Here is a 12,009-nt window from a genome sequence, read left to right as displayed (position 1 = left end):
GCTCACGCCGGCACCGCCCGGGGCTCGGGGGCGACGGCCGCGGCGGCCAGCCCGAGCAGGGCGCCGACCAGCGCGACCAGGGTCACCGAGGGGAAGGACGCGAGGTCGGGGTAGGCCACGACCAGCTGGTGCCCCGAGACCCACCAGCCCACGACACCGGTGGCCACGCCCGAGGCCATGACGGCCAGCTCGGGCCAGCGCCACGGGTCGGGCCGGTAGCGCGTGCGCCCCACCCGGCGCCCGGCCAGGGCCAGCCCGGCCACGGCGCAGACCACGCCGAGGACCAGCATCGGCGTGGCCAGCCAGCGGGGGGCGGTGTGGTCGAGCACGGCGTACACCCCGACGGCGACGCCGCACAGCCCGGTCAGCATGAGCGCGCCGGTGACCCGGCGCTCGGTGCGCGGGGCGCCGGCCGAGCGGCCGTAGCCGCGGGTGTCCATGCCCGCCGCCAGCCGCAGCGAGCGCTCGAGGGCGTCCTCCAGGACGGGCACGAGGTAGCGGCGCAGCCGCCCGGTGCGCCGGGTGTCGCCGGCCCGCAGCGCCTGCGCGGCCCGGACCCGGCGGGCGCTGTCCACCAGCTGCGGGAGGACGGTCACCGCGACGACGAGCGCGGTGCCGACCTCGTGCAGCGCGGCGGGCACCGAGCGCAGCAGCCGCTTGGGGTTGGCCAGCGCGTTGGCCGCGCCGACGCAGATGACGATGGTGCCGAGCCGCAGGCCGTCGTACAGCCCGGCCAGCACGGACTCGCGGGTCACCGGGCCCAGCAGGTGCAGGCCCAGGACCCAGTCGGGCAGCGGCACTTCGGGCAGGTCGATGAGCACGGTCCCGAGGTCGCCGCCGCCCCCGAGCAGCACCCGGAACAGCACCCGCATCACCACGATCACCACGGCGACGACGACGTAGAGCCGGAACGCGTCCGCCCACGGCTGCGCCGACCGGCGGGCCAGGACGACCAGGGTCGCCACGGCGACGAGGGTGAGCAGCACCAGCGGGTTGGTGGTGAACGACGCGGCGGTGGCCAGGCCCAGGGCCCAGACCCACCAGGCGACCGGGTGCAGGTCGCGGGGCAGTCGGGCGGCGCTCACCGGACGGTGCCCACCGCGTCGGCGACCGGCCGGGGCCGGGTCAGCTCTTGGGGCGCGGCCGCGGCCGGTACTCCGGCCGGGTCTTGGGCTGGGCCGGCCGGGTGGGCCGGGTGACCGGCGTCGGCGCAGGCGTGGCCTCGACCACGACCGCGGCGGGCGTCGCCACCGTGCGGTTGGCGCGGCCCAGGACGCCCCCGAGCAGGGCCAGCAGCGAGGTCAGCACCAGCAGGATGCCCGGCACCACCCACACCGGTGCGCTCGTGGTCGTGGACGGAGCCGCGTCGTTGAACGCGTCGTACTCCGCCGCCGTGCCCGCGCCGTCGTCGGTCGCCACCGCGCTGGGGTCGTCGCTCGCCGTGGCCACTGCGGCCGCCTCCGTCGCCGCCGCCGTCGGCGGCACCGCGTCGGTCTGCGGGGCCGACGGGGTCGGCTTGGCCGCCTTGGTCGGCGCGGCCTGCGTGGTCGGGGCGGCGGGCTGACTCGAGCTCGTCGTAGCCGACGTGGTGCCCGAGGTCGTGCCCGACGTGGTCGAGCCGCCGGTGTTCTGCGAGGTGTTCTGCGACTGCGAGCCCTGGTTGCTCGAGCCGCTCGAGCCGTTCGAGCCGCTGGAGCCCTTGCCGCCCTCGCTGCCGCCGTTGTTGCTGAGCGAGGCCGGCTTGCCGCCGCCCTTCGAGCCCGGCTTGGACGTCGGCTTCGGCGTGGGCTTGGGCGTGGACTTGACCGGCGGCTGCTTGGTCGGCGCGGCCGGCGGCGGGGCCGCCGAGCTCGGCGCGGGCGGCGGCGGAGCGGGGTCGCTCGGCGCCACGCTCACCGTGGGGGTCTTGGTCGGCGTGGGCGTCTTCTGGGTGGCCAGCGCGACCGGCGCCTGGGCCGGTCCCGCGGCGACGCCCCGGTCCGAGCCCGCGGCGCTCTGCGGCCAGAACGCGACCAGGCACGCCGAGAGCGCCAGCACCAGCGCTGCCAGCATGCGCACCACGTTGGTCCGGCGCACGCTCACCGATTCCTCCTGAGTCCCCATGACCTCGGGTGAGGCTCCACCCGGCTGTCGAAGGTACCGCACCGACGCCCACCGGGAGGAAACAACGGGCACGCAGCCGACCCCTCATGACGACGGCCGGGCACGTCTCCTGACGACGTACGTCGCGACGCCCGCCCCGGCGATCACCACCAGCACCAGCGGCACGACCCAGGCCGGCAGTGTCGACTGTCCCGCGCTCTGCGGCTCCACGGGCGTGGACACCACGTCCGGCCCGCCCGTGGGGCTCGTCGGCGCCCCCGACGTGGGCGCACTGGTCGGCGCCACCGCCGCGCTGCTGGTCACCGGGCTCGCCGGTGCCGACCCGGTCGGCGACGGTGCCCCGCTGGTCTGGTCCGGTGTCGCGCTGGACGTCGCCGCCGCCGAGGTCACCGGCTCCGTGGGCTGACCCGGCGTCGGCGTCGGCGCGGCCGCCGAGGGCTTGGCACTCGGCCCGCCACCGGGGTTGGTCGGCTTGGAAGTCGGCTTGGAAGTCGGCTTGGAGGTCGGCTTGCTGGTGGGCTTGGTCGTGGGCTTGGTCGTGGGCTTGGTCGTCGGCTTGGTGGTGGGCGTCACCGGGGCTGCACTGGTGGTGGTCGGGGCGGGGTGCGCCGCGGGGCTGACACCGGGCGGGTTCTTGCCGCCGGTCTGCCACGCGAAGCCGACGTACGCCCCATCGGGGACCTTGAGGCTGCCCACGCCGTAGTTGCTGTAGCTCCACGAGCCCGAGGTGCCGTCGGACCACCACAGGCCCCAGTAGGCGTCGTCGGGCGGGGTGTTGACGCAGGGCTCGCGGTCCGGGGAGGGCAGGCCGTCGATCCGGCAGACGAAGCCGGGCTCGTTCTGCACCGGCGTCATCGAGAACCCGGCGCTCGAGAACAGCGAGCTGGCCGACTTGCCCGCACCGCCCGCGACGCAGGCCGACCGCACGCCGCCGCCCAGGCTGCCGAAGTCGACCACGACGCTGACACCCGAGCCCGACCCGCACGTCGCCGCCTGGGCCGGTGCGGCCGTGACCGCGCCGACCAGCCCCGCCGCCGCGGTCGCGAGGACCGCGGCGGCGAGGCGCAGCGAGACGGTGGCCGGACGGATCACTTGACGACCGTGACCGTGACCTTGTCCTTGCGGCTGCTCAGCGCGCCGGTCACCTTGACCTTGGACGTGCCGACCTTCGTCGCCTTGAGCTTGACCCGGAGCACGCCCTGGCCGTTGGCCGTGAGCTCCTTGGTCTTGCCGCGGTACTTCACCGTGACCGGCTCCCCGGGCGCGAACCCGGTGGCCTTGACCTTGAACTTCTTGCCCTGGGCGATCTTCTTGGGCGCCTTGGCCTTGATCTTCGCAGCCGTCAGGCCGGTGATCTTGATGCTGTCGGCCTCGCCGCCAGCGTCGACGGTGCTCACCGTCACCGCGCCGGTGGCGGCCGGCAGGGTGAGCGGGTACGTCGCCGTGCCGCTGGCCGGCAGCACGATGCGGGTGCCCGCGCCACCGGTCGACGCGCAGATCGTGTCGCCCGGTGCGCCGGAGATCGTGACGTTCTGCGTCGAGCCGGCCGGCACGAAGGCGTCGGCCACCGAGAGCGTGGTCTCCCCGGCCTGGGCGCCGCCCGGCGCCCAGAGCAGGGCCGGGAGGGCCTGCGAGGTCGCGTAGGTCGCCGTGCTGTTGGCGTTGATGTCCATCGGGGCAGCCTTGGCGTTGATGACGCCGAGGTCGTCGACCACGAGCGCACCGTTGTCCGCCGCCGCGAACACCGCGCAGCTGCCGGCGTTGGCCAGCTGGTGCGCTCGGAGCCAGGTCGCCGCCTTGACAGCGGCGTTGGTCTGGCCCGAGATGCCCAGAGCCCAGGCGGCGAGGCCGGTCGAGTTGGCGTTGCCGTCGTAGGAACCGTCGGCACCCTGCTGGGTCGTCAGCCAGGTGATCGCCTTGGACAGGCTCGCGGCGACAGGCGCGGCGGCCTTCTGGTCCTGCAGCTGCAGCACCGCGAAGGCGGTGTAGTCGACGCTCGGCAAGGAGCCGTCGGGGTCGGCCGGGTCGCAGGACTGGTTGTCAGCGTCCTTGTCGGAGAAGTCGGAACGGAAGAAGCCGGCCGCACACTGCTGGTCGAGCAGGAAGTCCAGCGCGATGGCGGCGTTCGAGGCACCCGCGTCGTGCAGCGCCTTCGCGGCGTAGGCCTGGGTCAGCGGCGACTCGTAGTCGGTGGCACCGGGGGCGTTCTCGAGCCGGCCCGCGTACACGCCGGACGTGGCGATGGCGCCGTTGGCCTTCGTGACGGCCGCGTTCAGCGCAGCACCGGTGCGACCCAGGGCGTACTCGAAGGCCGCGAACTTCGCCGCCCCGCCAGCAGAGCCGGTGGGGTAGGTGCTCGCCTCGACGCCGGTGGCCATCTTGGCGACGGTGGCCGCCTGGCCACCGACGGCGTCCAGGGACAGGGCCGCGTCGATGGTGATGCCCGGCGAGGGCGTGTCGTACTGGGTGCCGAGGTACTCGGAGTGGGACACGATGATCCCGTCGGCGCCCGGCTGCTTGGCCAGGTAGGCCGCACCGACGGCGGCCGGCGACGGGTCGGCGCCGACCGGCTTGGCGATCGGCGCGGCCTGGGCGGCCGGCCCGGCGACGGCGACGCCGAGCGCGAGGGCGGCGCCGGCGGTCAGGGCCGCGGCACGGCGCAGGGTGGTGCTCTTCATGAGGTTCCTTCCCGCTGCACAGACGGGAGGGCCTCGAGGCCGACCCGCTGTTGGTCCGCGACAGCGAAGGTCAGGACGCGTCGCAGCAGGTGCTCCGGCTCGCGCACGCCGGCGGAGCCGGGGTGCGCCTACGGTTGCGGGTCAGCGCCGGACTCGGACCGGCTTTCCCCGCGGCGGGCGTGGTGGGTGGAGTTGTCGGTGGTGCGGGCGGAGCGTAACCCGCTCCCCCGGTCCGGGCCGATTCGGGACCGGCCCGTGAGCGGGACGGCGAGCGGGGTCAGGCCAGCTTCTCCAGGACCAGCTCGCGGACCCGGCCGGCGTCGGCCTGGCCCTTCATCTCCTTCATGACCGCGCCGATGAGCGCGCCGGCGGCGGCGACCTTGCCGTCGCGGATCTTGTCGGCGACGTCGGGGTTGGCGGCGATGGCGTTGTCGACGGCGGCCGCGAGGGCGCCCTCGTCGGAGACGATGGCGAGCCCGCGGGCGGCGACGACCTCGTCGGGGGTGCCCTCGCCGGCGAAGAGGCCGTCGAAGACCTGGCGGGCCAGCTTGTCGTTGAGGGTGCCGTCGTCGACGAGCGCCTGCACGCGGGCCACGTCGGCCGGGGTGACCCCGAGCTCGGCGATCTCGACGCCGGAGTCGTTGGCGCGGCGGGCGAGCTCACCGAGCCACCACTTGCGGGCGGCCTGGGGGGCGGCGCCGAGGGCGACGGTCTCGGCCACGAGGCCCAGCGCACCGGCGCCGACGGTGTCGCGCATCTCCAGGTCGGTGAAGCCCCACTCGGCCTGCAGGCGGGTACGCCGCTCGGTCGGGTTCTCCGGCAGCGTGCCGCGCAGCTCGTCGACCCACTCCCGCGAGGGCGCGACCGGGACCAGGTCGGGCTCGGGGAAGTAGCGGTAGTCCTCGGCGTCGGACTTCTCCCGGCCGCTGGTGGTGACCCCGGAGTCCTCGTGCCAGTGGCGGGTCTCCTGCCGGACGGTGCCGCCGCCGTCCAGCACGCCGGCCTGGCGGCCCATCTCGTAGCGCACCGCGCGCTCCACGGAGCGGAAGGAGTTCACGTTCTTGGTCTCGGTGCGCGTCCCGAGCCGGTCGCTGCCCTTCGGGGCGAGCGAGAGGTTCACGTCGGCGCGCAGGTTGCCCTGGTCCATGCGGGCCTCGGAGACGCCGAGGGCGACGATGAGCTCGCGCAGCTGGGAGACGTACGCGCGGGCCACGTCGGGCGCCTTGGCCCCGGCGCCGGTGATCGGCTTGGTGACGATCTCGATGAGCGGGATGCCGGCGCGGTTGTAGTCGACCAGCGAGTAGTCCGCGCCGTGGATGCGACCGGTGGTGCCGCCGACGTGGGTGGCCTTGCCGGTGTCCTCCTCCATGTGGGCGCGCTCGATGCCGACGCGGAAGGTCTCCCCGTCGACGTCGACGTCCATGAAGCCCTCGAAGGCGATCGGCTCGTCGTACTGGGAGGTCTGGAAGTTCTTCGGCATGTCCGGGTAGAAGTAGTTCTTCCGCGCGAAGCGACACCACTCGGCGATCGAGCAGTTGAGGGCCAGCCCGATGCGGATCGCCGACTCCACCGCCTTGCGGTTGACCACCGGCATCGAGCCGGGCAGGCCGAGGCAGGTCGGGCAGACGTGGGTGTTGGGCTCGGCGCCGAACGCCGCCGGGCAGCCGCAGAACATCTTGGTGTGGGTGTTGAGCTCGACGTGCACCTCGAGGCCGAGGGCCGGGTCGTAGCGCTCCAGCACGTCGTCGAAGCCGACGAGCTCGTCACGGGTCGCGGTCACAGCGAGCCTCCTTCCAGGGCGGGGGCGCGGTCGAGGAGCGGGCCGCCCCACTGCTCGACGAGCAGGGACTCCAGCGCCGCGCCGACGCGGTAGCACCGGTCGTCGGCCAGCGCGGGGGCGAGGACCTGGAAGCCGGCCGGCAGCCCGTCCTCGTCGGCCAGGCCGCTCGGCACCGAGATGCCGGGCACGCCCGCCAGGTTGGCCGGGATGGTGGCCAGGTCGTTGAGGTACATCGCCAGCGGGTCGTCGACCTTGTCCCCGATCGGGAACGCCGTGGTCGGCGCGGTCGGCGAGACCAGCACGTCGGCGACCTCGAAGGCCTGCGCGAAGTCGTTGCTGATCAGCGTGCGCAGCTTCTGGGCCTGGCCGTAGTAGGCGTCGTAGTAGCCGCTGGACAGCGCGTAGGTGCCGAGGATGATCCGGCGCTTCACCTCGTCGCCGAAGCCGACCTCGCGGGTCGCGCGCATCACCTGCTCGGCGCTCGGCGCGTCGACGCCCTCGGGCAGCACCCGCAGGCCGTAGCGCATCGCGTCGAAGCGGGCCAGGTTGCTCGACGCCTCCGCCGGGAGGATCAGGTAGTACGTCGCCAGCGCGTGCACGAAGTGCGGGCACGAGACCTCGACGACGTCGGCGCCGGCCTTGGTCAGCAGGTCGACCGACTCCTGGAAGCGGGCCATGACGCCGGCCTGCCACCCCTCGCCCGCGAGCTCGGTGATGACGCCGATCCGCACGCCGGACAGGTCACCGGTCGCGCCTTGCCGCGCGGCGGCCAGGAAGTCCGGGACCGGCTGGTCCAGCGAGGTGGAGTCCCTCGGGTCGTGGCCGGCGATGACGGTGTGCAGCAGCGCGGCGTCCTCGACGGTCCGGGTCACCGGGCCGACCTGGTCGAGGGAGTTGGCCAGTGCCACCAGTCCGTAGCGCGACACCCCGCCGTAGGTCGGCTTCACCCCGACCGTGCCCGTGACCGCGCCGGGCTGACGGATCGAGCCGCCGGTGTCGGTGCCGAGGGCCAGGGGCGCCTCGAAGGACGCCACGGCCGCGGCCGAGCCGCCGCCGGAGCCGCCCGGGATCCGGTCCAGGTCCCACGGGTTGTGCGTGGTGCCGTACGCCGAGTGCTCGGTCGAGGACCCCATGGCGAACTCGTCCATGTTGGTCTTGCCCAGGATCGGCATCCCGGCTCCACGGACCCGCGTGACCACCGTGGCGTCGTACGGCGGCACCCAGCCCTCGAGGATCCGCGAGCCGCAGGTGGTGGCGAGGCCCTCGGTGGCGAGCACGTCCTTGACCGCGATCGGTACGCCGTCCAGCGGGCCCGTCGTCTCGCCGCGGCCCCGGCGCTCGTCGGAGGCACGGGCCGAGTCCAGCGCCTGGTCGGCGTTGAGGGCGAGGAAGGCGTGCACGCTGCCGTCGACCTGGGCGATCCGGTCGAGGGAGGCCTGGGTGAGCTCGACGCTGGTGGTCGTGCCCTCGGCCAGGTCGCGGGACAGCTGGGCCGCCGTGCGGCGCAGGTCGGCGCTCACTGCTCGTCCCCGAGGATCCGCGGGACGACGAAGCGCTGCTGCTCGGCCTCGGGGGCGCCCGAGAGGGCCTGCTCCGGGGTGAGGCACGGCGCCACCACGTCCTCGCGGAACACGTTGGTCAGCGGCAGCGCGTGCGACGTCGGGGGGACGTCGGCGCCCGCCACGCCCTGGATGGAGGCGACCGACTCCAGGATCACCGACAGCTGCGGCGCGAGGTGGTCGAGCTCGGCGGCGGTCAGGTCGATCCGGGCGAGGTCGGCCAGGTGGGCCACCTCGTCGCGGGAGAGGGCGTCGGGCATGGGCTCAATCCTAGGGAGGTCGCGAGTCGGCGCCCGCACCGGTCAGGGACCACGCATCGGGGTACCGGTTGAAACGTCAACCGAAATCAGAAGGAAGAGGCCAACGAAGCGATGACCAAGCTCGCGATCGTCTACTACTCAGCCACCGGCACCGTGGACGCCATGGCCCGCCGCGCGGCCGAGACCGCCGAGAAGGCCGGCGCCGAGGTCCGGCTGCGCCACGTCAAGGAGACCGCGCCCGAGGAGGCTGTGCAGTCCCAGGACGCCTGGGTCCAGCACCGCGCCGACGTCACCGACGAGCCGGACGCCGAGCCGGACGACCTGGACTGGGCCGACGCCGTGCTCATCGGCACCCCGACCCGGTTCGGCAGCGCGGCCAGCCAGCTCCAGGGCTTCATCGACACCCTCGGCCCGCTGTGGTCGCAGGGCAGGCTCGCCGACAAGGTCTACGCAGCGTTCACCGCCTCGCAGACCGCGCACGGCGGCCAGGAGTCCACGCTGCTCGGGCTGTACGCGAACTTCGCGCACTGGGGCGGGCTCATCGTCCCGCCGGGCTACACCGACCCCTCCAAGTTCGTGGACGGCAACCCCTACGGCGTGGGCCACGTGACCGGTCCCGAGAACAACGCCCCGCTCGAGGACGCCGACCGCGACGCCCTCGACCACCTGGTGACGCGACTGCTCGACGTGGCCCAGCGGCTGGCCGCGTAGCGGCGAGGCCGCCGCGGCGTGACATGCTCGGCGGGACTGTTCCCGCCGACCTGGAGGCCGCGTGACCTCACTCGACGAGCGCTTCGTCGACGTCTCCCTCTCCACCGCCATGCGCGAGGGCTCGCAGGCCGAGCACCGCGCAGCCGAGGACTCGACCTTCATGGCCGAGCTCCTCGGCGGGCGGGTGGACGAGGCCGGCTACACGGCGTACCTCCAGCGGCTGCGGGTCGTCTACGCCGCGCTGGAGGCGGCCGGGCGCGCCCACCGCGGCGATCCGCTGGTGGCCGCCGTGCACGACGAGGACCTCGAGCGGCTCGACGCCCTCGACGCCGACCTCGAGCACTGGGCGCCCGGGGCGTCGCACGACGTCGACTCCCCCGCCGCGTCGGCGTACGCCGAGCGCATCCGCGCCGCCGCCGAGGAGTGGGGCGGGCTCTACGTGGCCCACCACTACACGCGCTACCTGGGCGACCTGTCCGGCGGCCAGGCCATCGGTCGGATCCTGGAGCGCGACTTCGACCTCGGCGGTGCGGGCACGGCGTTCTACGCCTTCCCGGCCGTGCCGAAGCCCAAGCCCTACAAGGACGCCTACCGCGCCCGTCTGGACGCGCTCGGCGCGACCCAGGACGACAAGGCCCGCATCGTGGCCGAGGTGCAGGCGGCGTTCCGGCTCAACCGCGGGCTGTTCGCCGAGCTGGCCGAGCGGCTGCCGGAATACGCGCGCTAGTCGACTCGACGGCGCGCCGGACCCGGCGCCGACGTGGGCCGGCGGCGCACCCCGGGAGGGGTGCGCCGCCGGCTCAGCGTCGGATCAGTTGTCGACGGCCGACTTGAAGGCGGCGCCGGCCTTGAAGCCCGGCACCTTGCTCGCGGCGATCTGGATCTCCGCGCCCGTCTGGGGGTTGCGCCCGGTGCGCGCGGAGCGCTCCCGGCGCTCGAAGGTGCCGAAGCCGGGGATGGTCACCTTGTCGCCGGAGGCGACGGTCTTGGTGATGGTGTCGATGACGGCGTCCAGTGCACGCTCGGCATCGGCGCCACTGAGACCGGCGGCCTCGGCGATGGCGTCCTTGAGCTGTCCCTTGTTCATTCCAGATCCTCTCGATCTACGGTCGGGGCCACTCTTTCACCCCCCACCCCCCTTCTGCGCAACCCGGGGGCAGTGTCGGCGCCGCCTGGGGCCACAAATTTCCTGGCAGGCTGTCGAAATCGAGCGGTGAGCGGCGACGAGGGGTGAGACGTGCCCCAGCCCGGGGCCGCGACAGAGAGGCACAGCCATGAAGTACGTCCTGATGTACACCTCCCGCCCCGACCTCGCCGCCGGGGCGGACCCGGAGGCCGCGCAGGCGCTCTACAAGCGGGTCTACGAGTGGTTCGGCGAGAACGCCGGCGTGATGGCCGACTCCGGCGCCGAGCTGCTGGGCGTGGAGACGGCGACCACCGTCAAGCACGGCGACGACGGGGCCGTCGTCGTGGACGGCCCGTTCAACGAGGCCAAGGAGGTCGTGGGCGGCTTCAGCGTGATCGACGTCCCCGACCTCGACACCGCGATCGCGGTGACCAGGACCTGGCCGCTGCTCGACCTGCCCGGCGTGGCGGTCGAGATCCGCCCCATGGTCGAGGACTACTCGCACATGGAGCAGTGAGCCGGTGAGCCCGACGGACGACCTCCTCGCGCAGGTCCTGCGCGAGGAGGCCGGTCCGCTGGTGGCCCGGCTGGCCCGCCGCTACGCCGACTTCGACCTGGCCGAGGAGGCCGTGCAGGCCGCCGTGGTCGAGGCGCTCGGCCAGTGGCGGCGCGACGGACCGCCCGCCAACCCGGCCGCGTGGCTCCAGGTGGCCGCCCAGCGCAACGCGGTGGACGGCGTACGCCGGAGCACGCGGCAACGCGCGCTGGCCGAGCGGGCGCCCGCACCCTCGGCCGAGCGCAGCGGGACCGACGAGCGGCTCGCGCTGCTGTTCGCCTGCTGCCACCCCGCGCTCGCCCCGGAGGCCCGCCTCGCGCTCACCCTGCGCGCGGTCGTCGGTCTCACCACGCCGCAGATCGCGCGCGCCTTCCTGGTCCACGAGAGCACGCTGGCCCAGCGCATCGTGCGGGCCAAGCGCAAGATCACCGACGCCGGCATCGCGCTGACCGTGCCGCCGCCCGAGCAGCTCGAGGAGCGGCTGCGCGACGTGCTGGCCGTGGTCTACGTGATGTTCAACGAGGGGTTCGTCTCCTCCACCGGCGCCACCCAGGACCGCGACCTGGCCGCCGACGCGGTCTGGCTCGCCGGCGTCGTCGCCACCGCGGTGCCGCACCAGGCCGAGGCGTGGGGACTCGCGGCGCTGCTCACCATCCAGCACGCCCGGGCGGCCGCGCGCTTCGACCCCGACGGCGCCCTGGTGCTGCTGCGCCACCAGGACCGCAGCCGGTGGGACCACCCGGCCATCGCCGCCGGCGAGCGGCTCATCGAGCAAGCCGCCGCGCTGCGCCGCCCGGGCCCCTACCAGCTCCAGGCCGCCATCGCCGCCGTGCACGCCACCGCGCCCTCGTGGACCGAGACCGACTGGCTCCAGATCGTGCTGCTCTACGACGTGCTGGCGCGGCTCGACCCCTCCCCCGTGGTCGTGCTCAACCAGGCCGTGGCCCGGGCCCAGCTCGGCGAGCCGGAGGCGGCGCTGATCCAGCTGGAGGCGCTCGGCGACCGGCTCGCGGCGTACCACCTCTGGCACGCCGCCCGCGCCGAGCTCCTCACCGCGCTCGGTCGTCACGACGAGGCCCGTGCGGCCAACCGCCGGGCGCTCGAGCTGACCTCGAACGACGCCGAGCGCCGCCTGCTCACCACGCGGTTGCACCGGCGCCCCCTGCAGGACGGCTCCTAGTCGGACTACCCCGGCGGGGGCCCGGATGGGCCATGCCCTGAGGGGCATCGTCGTGT

Annotated in this window: 12 protein-coding genes; 4 read left to right on the top strand and 8 right to left on the bottom strand. The window is 74.2% G+C overall.

Annotated features, from left to right (window positions below; translation table 11 throughout):
- Positions 1-2 precede the first annotated feature (2 nt).
- The 7 genes from G5V58_RS05200 to gatC all read right to left on the bottom strand — a co-directional run bounded on the left by G5V58_RS05200 (position 3) and on the right by gatC (position 8,380).
- Positions 3-1,085 carry an energy-coupling factor transporter transmembrane component T gene (locus tag G5V58_RS05200; protein WP_165229379.1) on the bottom strand — a complete coding sequence of 361 codons (1,083 nt, stop codon included), beginning with the start codon at positions 1,083-1,085 and terminating at the stop codon, positions 3-5.
- A gap of 40 nt (positions 1,086-1,125) precedes the next feature.
- Positions 1,126-2,082 carry a hypothetical protein gene (locus G5V58_RS26330; protein ID WP_165229376.1) on the bottom strand — a complete coding sequence of 319 codons (957 nt, stop codon included), beginning with the start codon at positions 2,080-2,082 and terminating at the stop codon, positions 1,126-1,128.
- 105 nt (positions 2,083-2,187) lie between these two features.
- The gene (locus tag G5V58_RS05190; RefSeq protein WP_165229373.1) at positions 2,188-3,195 is read right to left on the bottom strand and encodes a hypothetical protein; all 1,008 of its coding nucleotides are present in this window, start codon (positions 3,193-3,195) and stop codon (positions 2,188-2,190) included.
- Positions 3,192-4,781: a prenyltransferase/squalene oxidase repeat-containing protein gene (locus G5V58_RS05185; protein WP_165229370.1), complete on the bottom strand. Its 1,590-nt coding sequence runs from the start codon at positions 4,779-4,781 to the stop codon at positions 3,192-3,194. The genes G5V58_RS05190 and G5V58_RS05185 overlap by 4 nt, the downstream gene beginning before the upstream one ends.
- A gap of 277 nt (positions 4,782-5,058) precedes the next feature.
- Positions 5,059-6,561, bottom strand: coding sequence for an Asp-tRNA(Asn)/Glu-tRNA(Gln) amidotransferase subunit GatB (gene gatB / locus G5V58_RS05180; RefSeq protein WP_165229368.1), 1,503 nt, complete (start codon positions 6,559-6,561; stop codon positions 5,059-5,061).
- Positions 6,558-8,081 (bottom strand): Asp-tRNA(Asn)/Glu-tRNA(Gln) amidotransferase subunit GatA, encoded by a 1,524-nt coding sequence (gene gatA / locus G5V58_RS05175; RefSeq protein ID WP_165229366.1) that lies wholly within the window; start codon positions 8,079-8,081, stop codon positions 6,558-6,560. The genes gatB and gatA overlap by 4 nt, the downstream gene beginning before the upstream one ends.
- A complete protein-coding gene (gatC, locus tag G5V58_RS05170) occupies positions 8,078-8,380 on the bottom strand; it encodes an Asp-tRNA(Asn)/Glu-tRNA(Gln) amidotransferase subunit GatC (RefSeq protein WP_165229364.1) in 303 nt (100 codons plus the stop codon). Before gatC ends, gatA begins: the two co-directional genes overlap by 4 nt.
- A 111-nt stretch (positions 8,381-8,491) precedes the next feature.
- Here gatC and wrbA point away from each other — a divergent pair, with 111 nt between their 5' ends.
- Entirely contained in the window at positions 8,492-9,091 is a 600-nt protein-coding gene (wrbA, locus tag G5V58_RS05165) for an NAD(P)H:quinone oxidoreductase (protein ID WP_165229362.1), read from the top strand.
- A gap of 61 nt (positions 9,092-9,152) precedes the next feature.
- Positions 9,153-9,818 carry a biliverdin-producing heme oxygenase gene (locus G5V58_RS05160; protein ID WP_230487102.1) on the top strand — a complete coding sequence of 222 codons (666 nt, stop codon included), beginning with the start codon at positions 9,153-9,155 and terminating at the stop codon, positions 9,816-9,818.
- Positions 9,819-9,902: 84 nt separating this feature from the next.
- Here the strand turns inward: G5V58_RS05160 and G5V58_RS05155 are convergent, their stop codons facing one another.
- Positions 9,903-10,178, bottom strand: a complete 276-nt coding sequence (locus G5V58_RS05155) for an HU family DNA-binding protein (RefSeq protein WP_165229360.1) — start codon at positions 10,176-10,178, stop codon at positions 9,903-9,905.
- A 187-nt stretch (positions 10,179-10,365) separates the two neighbouring features.
- Between G5V58_RS05155 and G5V58_RS05150 the strand changes: the two genes are divergently transcribed.
- Together G5V58_RS05150 and G5V58_RS05145 are read left to right on the top strand one after the other, a co-directional pair.
- A complete protein-coding gene (locus G5V58_RS05150; protein ID WP_165229358.1) occupies positions 10,366-10,734 on the top strand; it encodes a YciI family protein in 369 nt (122 codons plus the stop codon).
- Between the two features lie 4 nt (positions 10,735-10,738).
- Positions 10,739-11,953: an RNA polymerase sigma factor gene (locus G5V58_RS05145; protein ID WP_165229356.1), complete on the top strand. Its 1,215-nt coding sequence runs from the start codon at positions 10,739-10,741 to the stop codon at positions 11,951-11,953.
- Positions 11,954-12,009 lie beyond the last annotated feature (56 nt).

This window comes from Nocardioides anomalus, assembly GCF_011046535.1.
GTDB lineage: Bacteria > Actinomycetota > Actinomycetes > Propionibacteriales > Nocardioidaceae > Nocardioides > Nocardioides anomalus.
Note: the sequence above shows the minus strand (reverse complement) of the source record. Positions and strands in the feature narration are given on the sequence as shown.

Bases quoted from the DNA above. Each gene is read 5' to 3' on its own strand.
- G5V58_RS05155 (WP_165229360.1), bottom strand. From the start codon at position 10,178: ATGAACAAGGGACAGCTCAAGGACGCCATCGCCGAGGCCGCCGGTCTC.
- G5V58_RS05185 (WP_165229370.1), bottom strand. From the start codon at position 4,781: ATGAAGAGCACCACCCTGCGCCGTGCCGCGGCCCTGACCGCCGGCGCC.
- wrbA (WP_165229362.1), top strand. From the start codon at position 8,492: ATGACCAAGCTCGCGATCGTCTACTACTCAGCCACCGGCACCGTGGAC.
- G5V58_RS05150 (WP_165229358.1), top strand. From the start codon at position 10,366: ATGAAGTACGTCCTGATGTACACCTCCCGCCCCGACCTCGCCGCCGGG.
- gatC (WP_165229364.1), bottom strand. From the start codon at position 8,380: ATGCCCGACGCCCTCTCCCGCGACGAGGTGGCCCACCTGGCCGACCTC.